At 68.5% G+C, this 21,290-nt stretch carries 19 protein-coding genes; 11 read left to right on the plus strand and 8 right to left on the minus strand.

Annotation, left to right across the window (positions count from 1 at the left end):
• Positions 1-34: 34 nt before the first annotated feature.
• The 4 genes from ACIQFU_RS35900 to ACIQFU_RS35915 all read left to right on the plus strand — a co-directional run bounded on the left by ACIQFU_RS35900 (position 35) and on the right by ACIQFU_RS35915 (position 4,598).
• Positions 35-433 carry a MerR family transcriptional regulator gene (locus ACIQFU_RS35900; protein ID WP_402557313.1) on the plus strand — a complete coding sequence of 133 codons (399 nt, stop codon included), beginning with the start codon at positions 35-37 and terminating at the stop codon, positions 431-433.
• A gap of 454 nt (positions 434-887) precedes the next feature.
• Complete coding sequence (locus ACIQFU_RS35905) at positions 888-1,481, plus strand: TetR family transcriptional regulator (RefSeq protein ID WP_402557314.1); 594 nt, start codon at positions 888-890, stop codon at positions 1,479-1,481.
• Between the two features lie 547 nt (positions 1,482-2,028).
• Positions 2,029-3,495, plus strand: coding sequence for an MFS transporter (locus ACIQFU_RS35910; protein ID WP_402557316.1), 1,467 nt, complete (start codon positions 2,029-2,031; stop codon positions 3,493-3,495).
• Between the two features lie 92 nt (positions 3,496-3,587).
• Positions 3,588-4,598: an LLM class flavin-dependent oxidoreductase gene (locus tag ACIQFU_RS35915; protein ID WP_402557318.1), complete on the plus strand. Its 1,011-nt coding sequence runs from the start codon at positions 3,588-3,590 to the stop codon at positions 4,596-4,598.
• 374 nt (positions 4,599-4,972) lie between these two features.
• On the opposite strand, the gene ACIQFU_RS35920 is transcribed toward ACIQFU_RS35915, so the two are convergent.
• Complete coding sequence (locus ACIQFU_RS35920) at positions 4,973-6,133, minus strand: NAD(P)/FAD-dependent oxidoreductase (protein ID WP_402557320.1); 1,161 nt, start codon at positions 6,131-6,133, stop codon at positions 4,973-4,975.
• A gap of 296 nt (positions 6,134-6,429) precedes the next feature.
• On the opposite strand from ACIQFU_RS35920, the gene ACIQFU_RS35925 reads away from it, so the two are divergent.
• Together ACIQFU_RS35925 and ACIQFU_RS35930 are read left to right on the plus strand one after the other, a co-directional pair.
• The gene (locus ACIQFU_RS35925; RefSeq protein WP_402557322.1) at positions 6,430-6,888 is read left to right on the plus strand and encodes a cellulose binding domain-containing protein; all 459 of its coding nucleotides are present in this window, start codon (positions 6,430-6,432) and stop codon (positions 6,886-6,888) included.
• 93 nt (positions 6,889-6,981) lie between these two features.
• Complete coding sequence (locus ACIQFU_RS35930) at positions 6,982-7,203, plus strand: aldo/keto reductase (RefSeq protein ID WP_402557323.1); 222 nt, start codon at positions 6,982-6,984, stop codon at positions 7,201-7,203.
• A 416-nt stretch (positions 7,204-7,619) separates the two neighbouring features.
• Here the strand turns inward: ACIQFU_RS35930 and ACIQFU_RS35935 are convergent, their stop codons facing one another.
• The 7 genes from ACIQFU_RS35935 to ACIQFU_RS35965 form a co-directional block, all read right to left on the minus strand.
• Entirely contained in the window at positions 7,620-8,447 is an 828-nt protein-coding gene (locus tag ACIQFU_RS35935) for a hypothetical protein (RefSeq protein ID WP_402557325.1), read from the minus strand.
• Positions 8,448-8,888: 441 nt separating this feature from the next.
• Positions 8,889-9,788 carry an aldo/keto reductase gene (locus ACIQFU_RS35940; RefSeq protein ID WP_402557326.1) on the minus strand — a complete coding sequence of 300 codons (900 nt, stop codon included), beginning with the start codon at positions 9,786-9,788 and terminating at the stop codon, positions 8,889-8,891.
• 226 nt (positions 9,789-10,014) lie between these two features.
• Entirely contained in the window at positions 10,015-11,283 is a 1,269-nt protein-coding gene (locus tag ACIQFU_RS35945; protein ID WP_402557328.1) for a ricin-type beta-trefoil lectin domain protein, read from the minus strand.
• A gap of 261 nt (positions 11,284-11,544) precedes the next feature.
• Entirely contained in the window at positions 11,545-12,498 is a 954-nt protein-coding gene (locus ACIQFU_RS35950; RefSeq protein WP_402557330.1) for an NADPH:quinone oxidoreductase family protein, read from the minus strand.
• Positions 12,498-13,322, minus strand: a complete 825-nt coding sequence (locus tag ACIQFU_RS35955; RefSeq protein ID WP_402557332.1) for an SDR family NAD(P)-dependent oxidoreductase — start codon at positions 13,320-13,322, stop codon at positions 12,498-12,500. Before ACIQFU_RS35955 ends, ACIQFU_RS35950 begins: the two co-directional genes overlap by 1 nt.
• Before the next feature lie 34 nt (positions 13,323-13,356).
• Entirely contained in the window at positions 13,357-14,913 is a 1,557-nt protein-coding gene (locus tag ACIQFU_RS35960) for a class I adenylate-forming enzyme family protein (RefSeq protein ID WP_402557334.1), read from the minus strand.
• Complete coding sequence (locus ACIQFU_RS35965; protein ID WP_402557335.1) at positions 14,910-16,124, minus strand: thiolase family protein; 1,215 nt, start codon at positions 16,122-16,124, stop codon at positions 14,910-14,912. The genes ACIQFU_RS35960 and ACIQFU_RS35965 overlap by 4 nt, the downstream gene beginning before the upstream one ends.
• 338 nt (positions 16,125-16,462) lie before the next feature.
• On the opposite strand from ACIQFU_RS35965, the gene ACIQFU_RS35970 reads away from it, so the two are divergent.
• From ACIQFU_RS35970 to ACIQFU_RS35990, 5 genes are read left to right on the plus strand one after another with little or no spacing between them, the layout of a single operon-like run.
• Positions 16,463-17,293, plus strand: coding sequence for an ABC transporter ATP-binding protein (locus ACIQFU_RS35970; protein ID WP_402557337.1), 831 nt, complete (start codon positions 16,463-16,465; stop codon positions 17,291-17,293).
• Positions 17,286-17,993: an ABC transporter ATP-binding protein gene (locus ACIQFU_RS35975; protein WP_402557338.1), complete on the plus strand. Its 708-nt coding sequence runs from the start codon at positions 17,286-17,288 to the stop codon at positions 17,991-17,993. The genes ACIQFU_RS35970 and ACIQFU_RS35975 overlap by 8 nt, the downstream gene beginning before the upstream one ends.
• Before the next feature lie 2 nt (positions 17,994-17,995).
• Positions 17,996-18,871, plus strand: a complete 876-nt coding sequence (locus tag ACIQFU_RS35980) for a branched-chain amino acid ABC transporter permease (RefSeq protein WP_402557340.1) — start codon at positions 17,996-17,998, stop codon at positions 18,869-18,871.
• Positions 18,868-20,031, plus strand: coding sequence for a branched-chain amino acid ABC transporter permease (locus ACIQFU_RS35985; protein WP_402557341.1), 1,164 nt, complete (start codon positions 18,868-18,870; stop codon positions 20,029-20,031). Before ACIQFU_RS35980 ends, ACIQFU_RS35985 begins: the two co-directional genes overlap by 4 nt.
• Positions 20,028-21,209 (plus strand): ABC transporter substrate-binding protein, encoded by a 1,182-nt coding sequence (locus ACIQFU_RS35990; protein WP_402557342.1) that lies wholly within the window; start codon positions 20,028-20,030, stop codon positions 21,207-21,209. The genes ACIQFU_RS35985 and ACIQFU_RS35990 overlap by 4 nt, the downstream gene beginning before the upstream one ends.
• Positions 21,210-21,290 lie beyond the last annotated feature (81 nt).

Consider the following 21,290-nt stretch of genomic DNA (forward strand, 5'->3'; position numbering starts at 1 on the left):
AAGTCGAGTAACGCAGAGGAAGCGGGGTGTCACGGTGCGGATCGGTGAGCTGGCAGAGCGAGTGGGTGTCTCAACCCGTGCTCTGCGCTACTACGAGAACCAGGGCCTGCTGTCGTCGTCGCGCACCTCAGGCGGACAGCGCGTGTACGCACCGGTGGCCGCGGATCGCGTAAGGCTGATCAGGGAGCTGTATACAGCTGGCCTCAGCAGCACCCTGATCGCCGACCTCCTGCCGGCTATCGACGACAAACACATTGGGCCCGCACTGCTGGCCCGCCTGCTGGAGGAACGCGCCCGCACCGCCACGAAGGTCGCCGAACTGCAGGCGGCGGAACTGCGGCTGGACACGCTGATCCGCCTGGCCACGTCCGCGGGCAACGGGGCATGTCCCACCACACTCGACCAGACGCACGGCGAGAACACCGCCGCATGAACGCCGGGCCGCCCGCTGAAGAACCGGCGGGTACTGGCCCGCCACCTCACGGATCCGGCGTTGCCGGTGTGGACGAGGGCAACCGGACCAACGAACTTGCCGGAAGCCACCGCGAGGCATTCGTCGCCAGGATTCTCACGAAGATCGAAAAGAACCTCACCCCCCACCGCCGACAACTGAAGTGGCCGGCAAGGCACTCTGTGCCGCGTGGTTATGCATGGTCGACCGTGAAGACGTCACGCCCAGTCGCAGTGCGGCGATACGGGTCGGGAAGGGGGGGCATGATCGCCGCGATCACCCGCTTCATGGCTGGCGGATCTCACGGCCACCGGGACCATTTCCGGCCCGGCGTGAACGCGGCGGCGTGAATGCGGCATCAAGCCCCCTCTCCCGAAAACCGGCCCGCTCGTGCGGTTCCTTCGCATCATGGTAAACGTGACCGTATACTCGACGTGTGAGCGCAGCGGACACGGTGGCCCGACGGCAGGGACGTGGAGGTCGGGAGCGTATTCTGGCGGCCGCCGGCCAGCTGTTCGCGGCCCAGGGAATCAACGCGACCGGCATGGAACAGGTCGCGGAGAAGGCGCCCGTGTCGAAGCGCACGCTCTACGCGCACTTCAGGACCAAGAACGACCTGGTCGTCGCCCATCTGAAGGGCCTCGTGCTGACGGGCGGCACGCTGGAGAGTGTGCTGGCCCGCGAGGACATCCCCGCGCGGGAACGCATCCTCAAACTGTTCGACCGGCTCCCGGCGGACGTGGGACCGGTGCGCGGATGCCCGTTCATCGACGCGGCCGCGGAGTTCCCCGACCCCGAGAGCGCGGTCCATTCCTACGCGCGTGAGCAGAAGCTGCGAATGGTGCAACTGCTTGCCGTCGCCGCGGCGCAGCTGGGCTGCCGCGAACCTCTCGCACTCGCGGAACAACTGGCCACCCTCGCGGACGGGGCAGCCAGTCGTGCCATGGTGCTGGGCGAAGCGGACTACGGTCGGCACGCGCGGGCGGTGGCAGAGATCCTGCTCGAACGAGCACTGTCGGACGTGAACTGACGGCGAGAGGGCACCGCAGGGCGGCTGCGTCGAGAACGGTTCAACTCGTTCAACCAGTCCGTCTTCCCGGGGTCGCGCGCTGAGCCGCGCCACAATGCCTCGTCACGCATGGGAGGTCCCGGTCCACTCGTGCGCGGCCCGCCTGGCTGTCACTCGGTTCACCGGGACGGCTCGGCGCTCCCCTGCGGCCACGGCCGGGCGCTGTACCCGTGGGCCTGGCGTGACGCCAGTACCCGGGCGTCGCCGATGCGCGGGCGGTCCCGGATCGGGCGGGTCGCCGCGACGGGGGCGGGTGGCGCCAGGAGTCGGCCTCGTGGCGAGCGGCTCTCACACCCCCGGAGCGCCTTTCAGGGGCAGAGTCCGGCTGCCGCTGACCGCCCCCATGTCCGTGCCGCGGTCTGAGGTCCCATCCATTTAGTAAACGAATGCGTTTACCTAGCTGTCCGCGACGTGCTACGGTGCCCAGGTAAACGATTGCGTTTACCTGGGGTGGAGTCGAGGCTACGCCTGCCGACCACCAGACATGCATCGCCCGAAATGAGAAGTTATGCCTGACGGCCTTCCGCCCGACCAGACCCTCGTCGAGCCGCCTCCCGGACAGGACACATCCACTGCCGTCGAATCCGGCGCGTCGTCGAGCGTCCGCAGGCCGGGGCTGGTCCTGGCGCTGCTGGCGATGGCGACCTTCCTGGCTTCGCTGGATCTGCTGATCGTCAACGTCGCCCTCGACCCGATCGGGCGCGGAATCGGTACACGCGACCTGTCTGGCCTCAGCTGGATTCTGAACGGCTACGCCATCGTCTTCGCCGCGTTGCTGGTCCCCGCAGGCCGACTGGCCGACCGCTATGGACGCAAGGGTGCCTTCATCTTCGGCCTCGGCCTGTTCGCCGCGGCCAGCCTGGGCGCGGCGCTGTCGGGGAATCTGTGGATTCTCGTCGTGTTCCGCGTCATCCAGGCCGCCGGTGCGGCGGTGCTCACTCCCGCCAGTCTCGGCCTGGTCCTTGCGACGGCCCCGCCCGCCAAGGTGCACAAGTACGTTCAGATCTGGGCGGCAAGCGGGTCGCTCGCCGCTGCGGCCGGCCCCGTGGCCGGCGGGCTGCTGGCGAACGCGGCCTGGCAGTGGATCTTCCTCATCAACATCCCCCTGTGCCTGGCCGCCATCGTCATGGCGATCCCCTTGATCCCCAACGTCCGCCACGACCTCGGCACCCGCATTCCCGACCTCCTCGGCGGGGCGCTGATCATCCTGGCCGTCGGAGCCCTCGCCGTCGGGCTGGTTAAGGCCCCCGACTGGGGTTGGGGCACGGCTCCCACAGTCGGCAGTCTGATCCTGGCCGCCGTCTCGCTCATCGCGTTCGTCGTCCGCTCGGCCCGCGCGCACCTGCCGATCGTGGAACTCCGCATCTTCCGCAACGTGGTGTTCTCCTCGGCGAACGCGGCAGTCCTGCTGTTCTACGCCTCGTTCACGCTCCAGTTGCTGGGCATCATCCAGTGGCTCGAACAGCAGGCCGACTGGTCGGTCGTCAGGACGGGGTTCGCCGTGGCACCCGGACCGGGCATGGTCTTCATCGCCTCATTGCTGGCCGCGCGACTCGCCCTCCGGCTGCCCGTGGGCCTCATCGCCGCCGTAGGCGCTCTTCTTTCCGGTGTCGGCATCGTCCTGATCACCGCTTCCACCGGCGGGCATGCCATCCACTACGCCTCCGACATCCTCCCAGGCTGGCTCGTCGGAGGCTTCGGAATGGGTCTGGCACTGCCCACCATGTTCTCCTCCGCGACCCGCGACCTCCCCGCACATCAAGCGGCCACCGGCAGCGCCGTGGTCAACATGGCCAGCCAGATCGGCTCCGTCCTCGGGGTGAGCCTGCTCGTCATCTTCCTCGCCCTGCCCGGCTCCGACCCGCATCACGGCTACGCCATCTCCTGGTGGACCGCCGCCGCGGTGGCCGTCGCCAGCGGCGTCGCCGCTCTCGGCCTCAACGCACGGCGACACCCCCACACGACCGTCGCCTGAGCGGTCCGGCGCCCTCACCGTCCGCCCACCGGGCGTACGAGGAGGGCGCCGCCCCTGGACAACCCACCAAAGGCACACGACGGGACGCCACAGTGAAGACTCTCGGTTTCCTCTCCTTCGGCCACTACCAGCCGGTGCGGGGCTCACGTACCCGCACCGCTCGCGACGCACTCACCCAGACCATCGAACTCGCGATCGCCGCGGAAGAGATCGGCATCGGCATGGCAGCCGTGCGCGTCCACCATTTCGCCCGACAAGCATCCACACCTTTCCCACTGCTCGCCGCCATAGCCACACGCACACACCGGATCGAGATCGGCACAGCCGTCATCGACATGCGCTACGAGAACCCGTACGCCATGGCCGAACAGGCCGCCGCGGCAGACCTCATCAGCGGCGGACGCTTGCAACTGGGGCTCAGCCGAGGCTCACAGGAGGTGGCGCTCCGCGGATACGAGGCGTTCGGACACGTCCCCGCAAAGGGAATGAGCGACGCCGACATGGCCGTCCACCACACCGCGGAATTCCGGCGCGCCATCGCCGGACAGCCCGTCGCATCGACCGATCCGACGACAGGCCCTGTCACCGGACTCCTGGTCGAACCCCACTCACCGGGCCTCGCCGAACGTATCTGGTGGGGCTCCTCCACCCGCGCGAGCGCCGCTTGGACGGCAGAGCGGGGCATGAACCTCATGAGCAGCACACTGTTGTCCGAGGACACCGGAACACCCTTCGACGAACTCCAGCGCGAGCAGATCGACACCTATCGCGAGGCATGGCGCTCGGCGGGCCACGCATTCACCCCGCGCGTGTCCGTCAGTCGCAGTGTTCTGCCGATCACCAGCGACGAGGACCGCCTCTACTTCGGGGGCGGCGACACAGTGAACAACCGCGACCAGGTCGGAATCCTCAACGGAGCGGTCTCCCGGTTCGGCCGCAGCTACATCGGCGAGCCGGACACCATAGCCAAGGAACTGGCCGCCGATGCGGCCGTCGCCGCCGCGGACACCCTTCTCCTGACCATTCCGAACCAACTCGGTGTCGACTACAACACCCGCCTCCTCCAGACGATCAACGATCACATCGCTCCCCACCTGCGGTAGCCGAACCCCTTCCCGTAGAACGACGGCACCGCCGACGTGCCCCTGGTCTTCTCCAGCACCTTCGCAGCTCCTCCGGTGGTCTGCCTGCTCGACGATGTCGCGACGGGAGTGCGGACGAGACGGGCCCGCGGACCCCGCATGGACCGGCATGTCGTCGGCGGCCACCCCGAGCGCCTGCAGAAGCCGTCGAGGCGGAGAAGCGGGCCGAGCACGGAGGCGGCGCCCACCCGAAAGGCCGGCGGGCACCGACTCGCGATTCGGCCGGCGCGAGCACATGGGCGACACCGGCCAAGCCCTCGGCGTCTCACCGGCCACCGTGCACCGGCGCGTTGTGCGAGGAAGCCGGACAGGGGACGTGACCGTCCCGGGGCGTCTCAGGTGTTCGCTTCCTCCGAGGACCAGATCTCGTCGACGGCTTTGTCCCGCGCCGCGATGAACGCGTCGAGTGTGCCCAGCGGGTCCGCGTTCTCGGCCAGATGGTCCGCCAGCAACGAAGCCTGTCGGACGGCCGACCACACACCCTGTCCGTGGACGGGGTTGAAGCTCGCGACGCAGTCTCCTATGTCGAGCAGCCCGCCCGGGAACCGAGCCCCGTCCCGCAGACCCCGCCGCATGCTCTGCGCGTAGGAGAAGCTCTCCGGGGCGCCGATGGCTTCGCCCTCGGTCGCTTCCTGGAACACCTTCGGGAGTCCCGCGCAGATCTCACGAATGTCCTGATGGGAGATCTTCCTCCGGCGCGGTCCCCCGATGGCGACGACCTGCCACTGGTCGTCCTCCACGGCATAGGCGGCCACGGCGGACAACGGACTGCCGCCGTGGGAATGTTCCACCGGCCGCGTGCCTCCCGGGGTGAACTGGTCGAGAGCGCAGGTGACATCAGGCACCCGGGCCCGGGTGAACAGGGCTGTCGTGTAGTGGACGTCGATGGTCTCCCGCTGCGTGTCCGGGACCGGAAAACCGCCTTTTTCCAGCCACTTGGCCAGGCGGCTGCCCCTGCCCATCGCGTCCACCACGAGATCGGCCTCGAAGGACCGCGGTTCCGCGAAACCGGCGCCTTCCCACGGGTGATACATGACGGCGCGGGCCGCCCGGTCCGCGAAGGCCACCCCGGCCACCCGGGCACGCAGGAACTCGACGTTCGTCAGGGACTCGACACGTCGACGGAGCTCGTTCTCCAGGAGCGGTCGCGTGGCCATGAGCATCGTGACGGCCGGAAAGTCGATGGGGGAGCCGTCGACGAAGAGCTCGTGGTGACCGGGGGGCGCCAGGAGGGCGCCGAGCCCGAGCAGGTCGTCCGTGATCCCCGGGAACCACTGCTCGACCGGCGGCAGCGTCTGCGGCTGCAAAAAGTGTCCGTGCCTGCCCTGGGGTACGGACGGGCGGGGACGCGTGCCGTCGGCGGGACGGTCACGCTCCAGGACGACGACCCGCTCGGCGTGGTCCGAGAGAACGCGCGCCGCGAACAGGCCGGCGACACTTCCACCAAGGACGCATACGGTTCCGATGGGGCCCAGAGCCCTGGTGACATACCTCATGTTTCAACCAACAATGACACGTCGGTCACTAGTCCGGTGCCGGGACGAGACCCGCCTCACATGCGTGCCCGGGCGTCGACGTGCGCGGAAGTGTCTTGAGCACCTGAATTCCTCTGTTGCACATGGGTACTTGAAAGTTGAACGCATTCCCACAAGACTCAGTCCACGCTCACGTCACACGGCGAGCACAGGGCCTGCTGACCGGAACGTTCATCGGTGCTGCGCGCGTCCGCGGCGTCGGCCCCGGCTCGGTCGGGACAGTGCCGCCGTGTGCGGCAACAACGAAGGACGGTGTCATGAAGACCACTCCCCCCACCTCCGGACCGGCCCGTTTATTCCGCAAGCGCTCGCTGGCGGCCGCGTGCGGCGCGGCACTCTCCGCGGCCCTTCTCGTCGGGTTCGGCTCCGGCACCGCGACCGCCAGTACGGCAGCCCAGGACACGGCTACTTGCAGCGCGGACGTCTACGAGGCCGCTCACTATCCCGACGGCAGGTACCGAGTGACCGTCGCGGTGAAGAACACGGGCCCCGTGACGATCAACGCATGGAACGTCAAGGGCACCCTGCCGGAGGGCGAGACGATAGAGAGCTTCTGGCCGTTCGTCCCCACCGTCGACGGTGACAAGGTGACGTTCGACAGTGCTCCTTACGGGTACCGTCCGATCCTGGTGGACCGGGTCGACGTCTTCGAGTACATACTCAGTGGCTACGACGGCACGGAGGCACCCACCTTCACGTGCGAGGCGCAGGCCTGACAAATCCGTGCACGGCAGGCGGTGAGGTGTCGGGCATACCGGCGAACTCGGCGTCCACCTCTGCCGTGCCGGGGTCACGGCCAGCGGGACCGGTTGCGCGGGCCACGCGTCAACCAGGCCGCCGGCCGGACAGGCGGTTCGGCCCGAGGCGGATGGGCAACCTGGATCGCGGACAAGACCGCAGTCTCCGCACCGATCATCGGCGCGACCAAGTCCCACCATGTCGACAACGCCGTCGCCGCCCTCGACCTCAGCCTCACTCAAAGCGAGATCGACCGGCTTGAGGCCGCCTATACGCCCCGCACCGGGTTCTGACGCGCGCTCCGCCGAGCGGGTGGGGCGACGATGACCCGTGGCGGCCAGCAGTCCCCGCCGACTTCGCACGGCGGCTGGTCGCAGCGACTGATCGCCGCGCGGTTGGCGGCTCCCCGGCACGGGCGCCTCAAGCCGCATCAATGCGTGGCCGGTCGGCCGGCCCGGCCTGCTGCCGGGACCGTGATCGATTCCCCATCCGTCAAGGCCTGTCCGCCGCAGTTCGTCATGGTCGCCCCGGCCGACACGACCGACCGCGCCGCCGCCGAGGATGACTCTGTCCCGGCCACGGTTCATGCACCGCGAGCCCGCGACGGCTCTCCCTCAGCATCACAGATCACCGGCAGCACGGTAGCGATCAGCGATCCCGGGATGCGAACGGGGCAGTCGGCTCAGCGATGAACATGTTTCTCCACGCCTCACATGCTGCCGCCGCCGCTGGTGTCCTGTTCGTACAACTGACTGTGGGGGTAGTACTCGACGGGGTGGGTCGTGTCGAGCTCGACGAGCAGATCGCCTTCCTCGTCCCTGTGCACGATCACGTGCGTCCCGGGAACCGGGATCTCGTGTGCCCAGGTGTTCACCCGTACGGTGACCGTGTGCTCGGCTTCGTCGCCGTCGTCCCGATAGCGGATCGGAACGTCGCCGCCGTGGCTCCAGGTCTTGCGGTCCGGGAGTGCCGCGATCACCCCCGTGTGTGCCGTTCCCGTGGCGCGGAGACGGAGGATGCGCATGACGTCCGTCCGCGCCCGGCGTATCCCGCGTGCGGCGTACAGCGCGGTGACCGCACAGGCGACCGCCGATACCGCTGTCGCCGGCATGACGCCTTCCGCGCCGCCCAGCGCAGCCAGCACCGCGAGGCCCAGCGTGCACCCGCCCAGCAGGCCGGCCAGCAGGAGCAGATTACGCGGTCGCTCGCGCATCATCCGCGGCATGCCCTCAACATAGATGCCGGCGAAGGAGAACAGCGCCAGTCCCGTCGCCGGAATCGCGAGAGCCAGCCACCACCAGCCTCTCGGGGGTGATGCTCCTGACGGGCCGGAGATCACGAGCCCGGTGCCGACGACCGCCAGCGAGATGCTCACAACGAACGACGCCACGCCGAGCCAGAAACGCAGAGTGAGGGGCTCGAGTACGGCACCGGGCGGCACAATGGTGACGTTGCCGCCCCTCTCGCCGCGGGTGGTGAACACCGGCCGGTCCTCGAGCCAGGACCATTCCTCGTCCGGCTGGGCCACCGTAGACACCCCCCTCATCGTGTGGCGGGCGCGCGCCCTCTGGCGTCGGGACGTCTCCCGCAAGCGGCCGTCTCAGACTAACATCGGTTGACCTGCTGATATAGGTTCAGGAGCGGGCTCTGAACTCGATCCTACGTACTTTGGACGAGCGGGAGTTGGTCGGCAGGGCCGATCCGCGGCGAGCGCGTGCAACCTCAAGTGGACGCCGTCCTCCCAGGCATCGCGCCAGCGGTGCCGTAGCGGTCGGTGCCTCTGCACGGTCTCGGTGTCCCGGAGCCCCAGGAGTCCGGCTCGGTGCAGCGCGACTCCCACCCCGATCGGCGAAACCGCAGGGGAATCCCGGCGCCTTGGCGCGGCCCGAAGCCCGTCGGGCCATCGGCCCGCCCACCACCAGCCCGGACAACCGACCGGCTCGCCGAAGTAGCCGACGGGCCGCACGAAAGGCCGAGCTCAGGCGGCAGCGTCGAGTTCTGCCAGTTCCGCTTCGCTGAGGCGGAGCCGGGAGGCGGCCAGGTTTTCTTCCAGGTGGGCGACCTTGGACGTACCGGGAATGGGCAGGACGACGTCGGAGCGCTGCAGCAGCCAGGAGAGCGCGACATTGGAGGGGGTGGAGTGGTGCGCCGCGGCGACGTGGTCGAGCGGCCCCCCGGGGCGCGTCAACCGGCCTGCGGCCACGGGCGCCCAGGGGATGAAACCGATGCCGTGCCGGGTGCAGTGGTCGAGCACGTCGGCGGAGCTCCGGTCTGCGACGTTGTACCGGTTCTGGACCGTGGCGATGTCCGCGATCCGTCGCGCCTGCTCGATCTGCTCGACCGTGACCTGTGACAGTCCGATCGCGACGATCTTGCCCTCGTCCTGGAGGTTCTTCAGCTCGCCGACCTGCTCCTCCAGCGGAACCTTGGGGTCCACCCGATGGAGCTGGAACAGGTCGATCTGGTCGAGGCCGAGCCGCCGCAGACTCATCAGCGCCTCCTGACGGAGGTATTCCGGGCGGCCGACCGGCGGCCAGGCCTTGGGCCCGAGGCGCACCAGCTCGTCTCCCTGCCTGATGACGTCCGGGCCATTGCGCGTCAGGCCGGCTTTGGTGGCGATCAGTACATCCTCCGGATAAGGATGGATGGCCTCCCGGATGATCTCCTCGCTGATATAGGGCCCGTAGGAATTGGCGGTGTCGAAGAGCTGCACGCCGAGTTCGACGGCACGCCGCACGACACGCACGCACTCGGCGCGGTCCGCGGGCTCGCCCCAGATGCCGAGGCCGGTCAACCGCATGGTGCCGAAGCCCAGGCGAGCGATCTTCTTCCCCGCGATCTCGTACGTGCCCACGCTGTCGGCGAGGGAGGTGTTCATGATCGGGCGTCACCCTTCTCCGGGGGGTCTTGTCCTCGACGGTGTCCCCGTCGGCGTTCTCGTCGGACGGATGTCTTCCTGGCAGTCACCGGGTTTGTTCTCACTGTCCGCAGTGACGACATTAATGCGGTCGGCTCGTGGGGGCGTGGGTGTGCTGCACCCACGCGGGCGGGGCAGGTGCCGTGGTGTCGCCACCGGCGGCTGGATGGACCCCATGCGTCCGGCGTCAGGCGGTCGGGGTCCAGCGCTGGGCGGCCGCGCCGTTGCAGTCGTAGATCTGCAGCTGCGTTCCGTCCGCGCTGGAACTCCCCGGATCGTCCAGGCATCGCCCGGACTGCGGGTTGACCAGTGAGGAGTCGGGTCCCGTCACCCAGCGCTGGGCGCCGGTGCCGTTGCACGGCCAGAGCTGGACCTTGGTCCTGTTCGCGGTCCCGCTGCCGCTCACGTCGAGACAGCGGCCCAGGGCCCGCAGTGTGCCGCCCGCGCCAGGCACATACGTCCATCGTTGCGCGTTGGTGCCGTTGCAGCTGTAGAGCTGCACGGGCGTGCCGTCGGCGGTTCCGGAGTTCCGCACGTCGATGCACTTGCCCGCGATCCCTGAGCGGAACGTGACCGTATCCGTCTGCCCGCCGGCCGCCACGGCGGACTGTACGAGGGCGGCCGCCTCTCTCATCCCGGCCTCGTTGGGGTGGTAGGTGGCCCGGCCCGCCGCCGGACGGTACGACTCCACCCAGGGGCTCCCCGAGCACGCGTCGTGTCCACGGCTCGCGGCAGCCAGGTCGACCAAGGTGGCCTGTGTGTCGGCTGCCGCTGCCGCGGTGGCCTCCGCCAGGCGCGAGGCGATGCCGCGCTCGAACGTCGCCTGGTCATCGGTCAGCGGAACGTTGGCGCACACCCCGGAGGCCGGCAGGAGGGTGAAGTAGTTGACCAGATAGACGTGCGCCTGGGGTGCCGTGCTGCGGATGGCCGTCACGATGTTCCCGATCCGCCCGGCCAGGGCAGGGAAGGCCTGGTTGATCGCGTTCCGGTCCACCGTGCCGCAGTTGGCGCCGCCGCCGCTCTGGCAGGAATAGGCGTTCATGCTGCCCAGGTAGTTGACATCGTTGCCACCGATCGTGACGGTGACCACGCGGGTTTCCGCGGTTACGGCCCGGACCTGCGGCTGCTGCCCGGACTGACTGGCCGTCAAGATGTTCGCGGTGGTCGCGCCGCTGCACGAGACGTCCGTGAGGTTCGCCCCGATCTCCCGGGCCACGATGCTCGGGTAGTTGGCGCCCGACCGGGCGCACGCCGAGGCACCGCCGCTGTCCTGCACCGGAGGAATCCCCGGCCCGGCTGCGAAGGAGCTGCCCATCGCGACGTAGCCGAGACCCGAGGCGGCGGCCGTCAGGCCCGGCCCCGCCTGTGCAGCCCCCCGCGCCGCGGCGGTCGGCGCCGCGGCGGTGAATGCTGCCGCGCACGCCGCCGCCAGGGCGACGAGAGTGCGCACACGCACCGATACCGGTTGGTGCGAACGGTCCTTCGAGTACAAACCCGCCATCGGCTTCCTCCGCAGTGGGGTAGGAGCACAGCAGAACCTGGGACAGCGACCGGCCGGACGCGATTGGTCCGGACCTTAGCGGCCGTCAGGTGCGGCGCCAAGACCGCCGACGCGCATTGCGTGGACGCCGGCCGCGTGGCGCACGAGTTCCGCACGACATGGCTCGCGCCACGAGCGCCACCGGACGACGCTGACCAGGTGAAGGCCGACGGCCGATCAGGGAGTGACGATCACCTTGCCGGTAGCTCGCCGCTCGTCGATCTCCAGCAACGCCTCGACTATCCGCTCCATCGGCCGCACGGACGAGACGACCGGTTCCAGCGCACCGGTCGCCAAGTGGGGGGCAAGGGCGTCCCACTGACGCCGCAACCGGTCCGGACGCGCCAGGACGGACGGGCCCCACCCGACCCCGACCACCGACGTGTTGCTGAGCAGAAGCCGATTCACCCTGACCTCGGGGATGGCACCGGCGGTGAAGCCGATCACCAGCAGGCGTCCGTCCTCGGCCAGCAGGCGCAGGGAGTCGGTGAACCGATCGCCACCGACGGGGTCGACCACCACGTCGAACGTGGCGCCGGCGAGCCGGTCGCGGAATCCGTCGGCCAGAACGTAGTCGTCGGCTCCGGCCGCCGTCGCGACCTCTCCCTTCGCCGCTGTCGACACCACAGCCGTCACACGCCCGGCACCGAACGCCTTGGCGACCTGGATCGCCGCCGTTCCGATCCCGCCGGCCGCACCGTGTACGAGCACCGACTCGCCGGCCTGGAGACGGCCACGCCGGAGAAGGGCGAAATAGGCGGTTCCGTAGTTGAGGATGACCGCGGCGCCCGTCTCGAACGAAACCGGGTCGGGCAGGGGGAAGACGTACCGCGGATCGACTGCCGCCTGCTCGGCGAAGGCTCCCACCGCGCTCAGAGCGGCCACCCGATCACCAGGTGAGAACACCGACTCCGCGGGTGCCTCGACGACGACACCGGCCAACTCGGCACCCGGAACGAAGGGCAACGCCGGCTTCGTCTGGTACTGCCCCCGCGACTGCAGCACCTCCGGAAACGACACACCGGCGGCCTTGACCTGGATCAGCACCTTTCCCGTGCCCGATGGGGCGTCGACCTCACCGACGCTCACGGCCTCAGGACCGGCCAGGGAGGTGATCTGCACCGCGCGCATCAGGAGGCACCGCCGCTCGTCGCGAGGGAGCCCGGTGCCCCGCTCGTCGAGCCGAGGCCGGCAGCGGACGGCAGGTCGGTCGGGATCGTGGTTCCGATCAGCCCGCCGTCGACGGCCAGCACGGAGCCGGTGACCCAGCGCGAGCCCGGTCCGGCCAGGAACGCCACGGCGTCCGCGACGTCCCAGGCAGTGCCCTCGGTTCCCAGGACGCCTGCGGCGGCCCGACGGGCCCGGCCCGCTTCATCGACGCCCGAACCGACCATCGGCGTATGGACCAGACCCGGCGCAACCACGTTGACGCGGATGCCGTCGCGTCCGTGCGCCAGGGCCATTGACTGCGAGAGTGCCACGACCGCGCCTTTCGTCGTGCTGTAGGCCGCAGCGGGGGAGAGCCCGCGCAGGCCCGCGACAGAGCTCATGTTGATGATCGTTCCGCCGCCCTGGCGACGCATGTGGGGAATCGCCTCGCGTGACGTCAGCACCATCGACGTGACGTTGACCTCGAAACACCTGCTCCAGGCCGCAAGGTCGACGGTCTCGGCCGTGCCGGCCGGGCCGGCCACGCCGACGTTGTTGACCAGGACGTCGACACGGCCCCAGCGCGTGATCACGGACTCCATCAGCCGTGCGACGTTGGTCGGGCTGCTCACGTCGGCCACCTCGACGACGGCGATCCCTCCTGCAGCCTCGATCATCTTCTGCGTCGTGCGTGCGCGCTCTTCATCGATCTCGACGAGGACGACACCGGCTCCGGCCTCGGCGAGGCGGACCGCACTGGCGCGGCCGTTGCCGATCCCGTCGTCGTGCGAGCCCGCCCCCGTCACGACGGCAACCTGTCCGGTCAACGCTCCCGGTGATTCAGATACTGCGTTCAAGACCCCTCCAGAAAGACTGACGGACCTCACGCCGGAGGACCTTGCCGTTGACGCTGCGCGGCAGGTCGCCGACGAACTCGACGCGCTTGGGCGCCTTGTAGGAGCCGAGCCGCCGCTTGCACAGCGCGATGAGTTCCTTCGCCGACACACTCATCCCGTCGTTGAGCTCGACCACGGCGACCAGTTCCTCGCCCCAGTCGGGATGCGGTGCGCCCACGACCGCGCAGTCCTGGACGGCCGCGTGCGACCACAGGACCTGCTCCACCTCGGTCGGGTACACGTTCAACCCGCCGGAGATCACCACGTCCTTCGCGCGGTCTGTGATGTACAGGTAGCCGTGCTCGTCCATGTGGCCCACATCGCCGGTGTGGAGCCAGCCGTCCTTCAACGCCTCGGCTGTCGCTTCGGGGTTGCCGTAGTAGCCCTTCATCACCAGATCGCCCTTGACGCAGATCTCTCCCGTCTCGTGCGCGCCCATCGTCCTGCCGTCTCGGCGAATCTCCACGCGCACGAACGGGTAGGGGCGCCCGCAGGAGGCCAGGCGCCCGTCAGTCCTGGGAACGCCGTCCTGGAAGTGCTCGGACGGCTGGAGGAACGAGATGCCGGCGAATGCCTCGACCTGACCGTAGGACTCGGTCAGCACCGGCCCGAAGACGGTCAGCGCCTTCTTGAGCTTCTCGACCGACATCGGTGCGGAGCTGTAGATGAGGTACCGCAGCGAACTGAGGTCCCGTTCGGAGAGATCCGGCTGCTCGAGCAACCTGTAGATCACGGTCGGCGGCAGGAAGACCTCGGTGACCGAGTGGTCCTCGATCGCCTGGAGGATGGCCCGGGGCTCGGCGCGTTCGAGGACCACCACCTTGCCGCCCTGTGCGGAGGTCACCAGCGAGAGCATCCCCGAGGAGTGCGTCAGCGGCGCCGCGGCGAGGTTGACCGGCGGGCGGTCGGGCTCGTAGGGGAAGGCCAGCAGGATGTGGGCGAAGGTGACGGAGAACGAGCGGTGCGTGTTCATCACGCCCTTGGGACTGCCGGTCGTGCCACCCGTCGGGAAGATGGCGACGACGTCGTCGGGGTCGGCCTCGAGCTCCGGCCGATGGTCGCAGGCGTCCCCGATCCACTCGTCCAGGCCCGGCAGTCCAGGCCGCGTCGGACCGAACGCCAGGCTGAACATCTCCGTGCCCGCCGATTCCTGCATGGCCGCGAACTTCTCGGCGAGCGACTCGTGGAAGAAGATCCCGTCGCCGTCGAACCCGGTGAACAGATTCGCAAGGGTCTCGGGTGGGCTCGCCGGATTCATCGGGATCCAGACCATGCCGGCGCGCCACAGCCCCAGCACGATGATCCATCCCTCCGGATCATTGGGCGCGAGCACGCCGAACTTGCTGCCCGGAGGGAAGCCCTGGGCCAGCAGCCGATGAGCGATCGCGCACGATCTCCGGCCGGCCTCGTCGTACGTCCAGGTGCGTTCGCCCTTGACGTAGGCGACCGAGTCCGGGGCGATCTTCCAGCCGCGGTCGAACAGGTCGGTCACGAGCGTCACGCCGACCTCCCCAGGATGGTCACCGCTGCGACGGCCTCCTCGCCGCGGTGGAAGCCTCCGCCGTTCTCGGCGAGGGCAGTCCGTGCGCCGTCGACCTGCCGGGATCCGCATTCTCCACGGAGCTGTCCGACGAGCTCATGAATCTGTGCGAGTCCTGTCGCGCTCAAGGGGTGGCCCTTGGACTCCAGGCCGCCCGAGGGGTTGACCGGGAGCTCGCCACCGAGACTCGTGCGGCCACCCTCCGCGTCGGGACCACCGCGCCCAGGCTCGCACAGACGCGTCCGCTCCAATGCCATGATCTCTCCGAATGCCGTCGCGTCGTGCACCTCGGCCACATCCACGTCGCCCGGTCCGAGCCCGGCTGCCCGGTAGGCGCGGTCGGCGGCTCGCGTGGTCACGTGCTCATCGATGTCGGTCGCACGCCGGGGCCGGCCCGATGCGACGGTGGTGGCGAGGACTGTCACGTCGTCGCGGAGGCCCAGCTGCCGGGCGACCCGACGTGAGGTGACGAGGGCCGCCGCCGCACCATCCGTGATCGGCGAGCACATCGGGACGGTCAGGGGATGGGCGAGCGCGCGGGCTTGCAGTACGTCGTCGACCGATATCGGTGCGCGGAAGAACGCCCTGTCGTTGTCGACGGCATGCGCGTGGTTCTTCGATGCCACTGCGGCGATCTGTCGCGCCGTGGTGCCGAACTCCTTCATGTGCGCCCGCGCGGTCGCGGCGTAGATGTCCATGAACACCGAGCGCCGGCCTTCCCCGGCCACCGGAGCGGACCCGCCGAGCTCCTCCAGCTCGCGCCACAGGCCGTCCGGATCTTCGACGTCGTACGCTCCGTCGAAGACAGCGAACGAGCGGGACTTGTCGCCCACGTTCATCTTCTCCACGCCTACCGCGAGGCCGATGTCGGCGAATCCGCCGAGCACCTGGCTGATCGCGAGGTGGAGTGCGCTCGCACCACCCGCGCACGCGTTCTCCACATTGAAGATCGGCACACCGCTGATTCCGGCCTCACGGAGAGCGATCTGGCCGCCGGCCATCAACTGGCCCTCGAGCGCGCCCCAGGTGGCGTTGGCGAAGACGCCCACCCCGATCTGCTCCGGTTGCAGGCCCGACAGCGCCAGCACCTCGTCTACTGCCTGGTGGCTCAGTTGCTTGACCGTGGTGTCGTCGTGACGGCCGAAGGACGTCATCGAGGTGGCCACGATCACGACGTCGTTGTCATTCAACGCTTCCGCTTCCTTCTTCGTGCGCCGTTGCGGTCATGGGGGCTTCCACTGTCCGGCCAGGAGAACGTGTCGTCATCTGCGGCGGCTCCAACATGTCCGGCATCCACTTGGAGTCTTCGACAGTCACCGACCGCCGGCGCGGGAGATCCAGTACGCGATCTTCGACATGGCATGTGCCTGGCGCCGCATCGGAGCCGATCACCGTTGGAATTCGGAACAACGGATGCGGGCGGTCTTTGGAATTCGCTCCGTGGTTGGGGCGGCAGGCTGTCCGTAATCTCCCTCAGGTCCATGTGACCTACGACACGAGAGGACGACTCATGGCAGCGTCCTTCACCCCGGCCGAGCAGCAGCGCCGGCCGTCCTCGCTGAGCGCCGCGTTGCGGCTGGAGTCCGTCACGGTCCGTTTCGGCGGTGTGACGGCGCTGGACGATGTGACCTTCGGTGTCGCCCCCGGAGAGATCGTTTCGCTTATCGGGCCGAACGGAGCCGGCAAGTCGACGGCATTCAACGCGATCTGCGGGCTGGCGCCGGTTGCGAGCGGTCGTGTCCGGTTCGCCGACACGGACCTCCTCGCGCTGCGACGGCACGAGATCGTGAGGGCCGGGATCGCCCGGACCTATCAGGGCCTTCAGGTGTTCCCCTCGCTCACGGTGGGCCAGAATCTCACCGTCGGCTATCACTCCTTGCGGAGGAGCACGGCACTGGCACACGCCGCACGGCTTCCGCGTGTGCGGCGAGAGCGTGCTGCCGCCTCCGAGAGGGCGCACTGGGTGGCACGGGAGTTCGGGCTCGACGCCCTCTGGGACCGGGAGGTCTCCGAGCTGCCGTACGGGACGCAGAAGAAGGTGGACATCGCCCGGGCCATGGTCTCGGAACCACGGCTTCTGCTGCTGGACGAGCCGGCCGCCGGCCTTCCGCAGCGCGATCTGGACGAACTCTCCGGTCTCGTCTCCTCGTTGAACACCCGCTTCACGATGTCGGTCCTGCTCGTGGAGCACCACATGTCGATGGTCATGAGTGTCAGCGACAGGGTGGTGGTGCTCCACCACGGGCGTCTGATCGCTGAGGGCACGCCCGCGGAGATCCGGAACGATCCCCAGGTCCTGGAGGCGTATCTCGGCCGAGACCGACGGGACAGCCATGCTTGAGATCCGGGACCTCCATGTCACCTATGGCGCCGTCGAGGCCGTCCGTGGCATCTCGCTCACCGTCGGGGACGGGAGCATCGTGGCGCTGATGGGCGCCAACGGCGCCGGCAAGTCGAGCACTCTCAAGTCCGTCACCGGACAGGTCCGGCCGGCCCGCGGAGAGATCCTGTGGGACGGCCGTTCGCTGGCGGGCACGAGTGCTGTCCGGATCGCGCGCCAAGGTGTCGCCTGCGTTCCGGAAGGCCGGGGGATCTTCGGCGATCTGACGGTCCTCGACAACCTGCGGCTGGGTGCGTACCGGCTGCGGGGGTCGCGCTCCCTGGCGTCGAAGCTCGACGCGGTCTATAACTTCTTCCCCATCCTGCGGGACCGTCGGGACCAGACCGCCGGCACTCTCTCCGGCGGTGAGCAGCAGATGATGGTCATCGGACGGGCACTGATGTCGGAGCCTCGGTTGCTGCTGCTCGACGAGCCGTCCTTGGGCCTGGCTCCGAAGATCGTGGACCAGGTCTACGGGATCGTTGGGGACATCTGCCGCCAGCTCGACCTGGCCGCCCTCGTCATCGAGCAGGACGCCTCGATCGCCCTGTCGATCTGCTCATCGGGCTACGTGCTGCGCAATGGGGTGGTAGCCGTCCACGGGACCCGCGACGACCTCATGAACGACGCGGCGATTCGCGACAGCTATCTGGGGGCTTGACCATGACCTTTCAACTCATAGCCAACGGGCTGGCCAGTGGCGTGATCTACGGGATGGTCGCCCTCGCGATCGTGTTGATCTTCCGTTCCACAGGGGTGCTCAACTTCGCGCAGGGTGAGATGGCGACCTTCACCACCTTCGTCGCGTGGACACTGATCGTGGGTCTCGGCCTTCCCTACTGGCTGGGCTTCACCCTCACGGTGCTCGGCGCCTTCCTGCTCGGGGGTGTCGTGGAGCTGGTCTTCATACGGCCGACCAGTCGCTTGCCCCATCTGTCGGTGCTGATGGTGACCCTTGGCCTCTACCTCCTCTTCAACGCGCTGTCCCATGAGTGGTGGGCGTCCGAAGCCCGCTCGTTCCCGACGCCGTTCCCCGCGGGTGTCCTCCAGATCGGCGGGGTGCGTCTCAGCTGGGTCACCGTCGGGATCTTCGTGGTCGCGTCCATCGTGGTGGTGGCTCTGACCGCACTGTTCCGGTTCACGAAGCTCGGGCTGGCGATGCGCGCGGTGGTGTCGAACGCGGAGGCGGCCCCTCTGATGGGCATCAGCGTCAAAGGCATCGTCTCGGTCGGCTGGGGGCTGTCGGCGGCGGTCGGGGCGATCGCGGGAATGCTGGCGGCGAACCTCCTGCTTCTGGACGCCAACATGATGACGTCCGTCCTGCTGTTCTCCACCACCGCCATGGTGCTGGCAGGGATGACCAGTGCGGCGGGCGCCGTCGTCTGCGGGCTCCTCCTCGGAGTGCTCAACTCGCTCGCGACCCGTGTCTCGTTCATCGGAACCGAGCTGAGTACCGTCACGACCTTCATCGTCATCGTGGCGATTCTCGCGGTGCGGTCGGCCGGATTGTTCGGCAAGCGGACGGCGGTGAAGGTGTGACTGCTCTCACCGCGCATCGGCGGTCAGTGATCGTGGCCGCCGCCGGTTCGGCCGCAGGTCTGGGGATCACCTACCCCCTGGTGTTCCTCCCCGGCGCCCTCGCGCTGGGCCTGTGCTGGCTGCTCGGATACCTCGCCGGAACGATGGCCGGGGGCGGCCGTCGGCTCGCGGCGACCGCGGCTCTCGTCCCTCCCGCCATAGCGGCCCCGGCCTTCATGCCCCTTCTCGACGTGACCCAGGTCCTCATCCTGGGCATCGCCGTGCTCGGACTGAACGTCATCGTCGGCTGGGCCGGTGAACTGAACCTCGCTCAGGGCACTGTGGTGGGTCTGGGCGCCTACGTCAGTGCGATCCTGTCGGTCCACCACGGCTGGCCGATTCTCCTCACCCTGCCGATCGCCGCAGCGCTCTGCGGCCTGGTCGGGTTGTTCCTGGGGCTCGTCGCCCTGCGCTTCGAAGGCATCTTCCTCGCCGTCCTGACGATGTCGTTCGCCCTGATCCTGCCGATCGTCCTGAAGCACTACGGCGGTCTCACCGGTGGGACCCAAGGCATCATCGTGCCCGACGTGCCGCTGCCCGGTGATCAGGCGACGGGCGAGTACGTCCTGGCGCTCGTCTGTGTCGTACTGGTCGTGCTGCTCACCTACAACGTCCTGCGAGACGCGGTCGGGCTCGCGCTCAACGCCGTTCGCGAGAGTCCGATCGCGGCCGCGGGCAGCGGTGTGAGCGCGAGCCGCGTCAAGATCACCGCATTCGTCTTCGGCTCGGTCCTTGCCGGCATCGCGGGTTCCCTCTATGCGATGACGGTCGGCTTCGTGGGCCCGGACAGCTTCGGGCTCTTCTACGGCATCCAGTTCCTCACGATGGTCGTGGTCGGCGGCGTCCGTTCGATCGCGGGGTCCTTTCTGGGCGCGTTGCTGATCTTCCAGCTCAACGCTCATGTGTCACCGATCGATCTTGGATCCTTCGTCGGAGCCGACGGACTCGCGTTGTCGCCCCAGGCGGTCTTCGCGCTGATCCTGATCGGCGTCCTGATCGCGACCCGCGACGGCGTCGTCGGTCTCCTGACGAAGGCCGGACGCGCCCTCCCCCTTCCGTCCGCCGTCTCGCGGAAACTCCCGCGAGACCAGGCATCCACCCTCCCAGAAGGAACAGCATGAGAATCACCCCCACCATGCGGGCGCTCGCCCTGATGTCCGCCACGGCAGTCGTCCTCGCCGGTTGCGACGGACGAGGCGGAGACGAAGCCGACAGCACCCCGGGCGTGACGGACGACTCGATCGTGATCGGTATGACCGCGCCGCTCAGCGGACCGCTCGCGGCGAATGCCGACGCCGCGAAGGGCTTTCAGGCCTACATCGACTCGATCAACGCTCACGGTGGCATACATGGGCGGAAGATCAAGCTGATCGTTCGCGACGACGCCTATGACCCGGCGAAGGCGGTGACCGAGACGACCCGGCTGGTCGTCTCCGACAAGGTCCTCGCCCTGGTCGGGGGCGTGGGATCAGCGACGCAGCTGTCCGTCTACAAGCAGATGAACGACCAGAAGGTACCCACGCTGCTGCTCAACACCAGCTTGGACACCTTCGTCGAGCCGGTCCTGCCGTACGTCTCCCTCATGCTGCCGTCCACCAAGAACGAGCAGAAAGCACTGATCAACTTCGCCCGGAACGAGTACAAGAACGCGAAGGTCGGTGTCCTCCTGCAGAACGACGACATCGGCCACACCATGACGGGAGTCTGGCAGAAGGCCTACGGCGACGACTTCGTGGCAGCCGAGACCTACGACACCACCGACACCGACGTGGCCAACCAGATCGCAGCCCTCCGCCGGGCCGGCGCCGAGGTCGTCGTGTTTCTGGGATCCGTCAAGTTCACGTCGCTCGGACTGCTGGCGATGCAGCGAGACGGATGGGACGTGCCGCGTATCACCCAGTCCACCGGGTTCGACACGTCCGTGATCGAGACGGCCGGCGATGCCGCGGAGGGAATCATCACCGTGAACGCCCTCAAGCCCGGTGACTCCGACGAGCCCGGCGTCGCGGCGGCCCGCGACATCCTCAAGAAGTACGGCAAGGGCCTCGGCCCGAACAAGACGGCGTTCACCGGTATCGCCAACGGCATGGTGCTTGAGCAGATCCTGAAGGACGCGGGCAAGGATCTGACCCGCGAGAGTCTGATGAAGGCTCATGACTCCCTGAACATGACGGCCGACGGTCCATGGTACGGAACCATCGAGCTCAGCGCCGAGGACCACGAAGTCCTCCAGTGCGAGCAGTTGCTCCGCAACGACGGCGGCTCTCTGACCCCCGTCGGTGACGTCGTCTGCCCGTGAACACCGCGCTGGGGACATGGCGCACCCAGACACCTCAATTCTCCGTCGCACCGCGTACAGCCACGGTGCGACGGAGGGAAG

The organism is Streptomyces sp. NPDC093065, assembly GCF_044754585.1.
Lineage (GTDB): Bacteria > Actinomycetota > Actinomycetes > Streptomycetales > Streptomycetaceae > Streptomyces.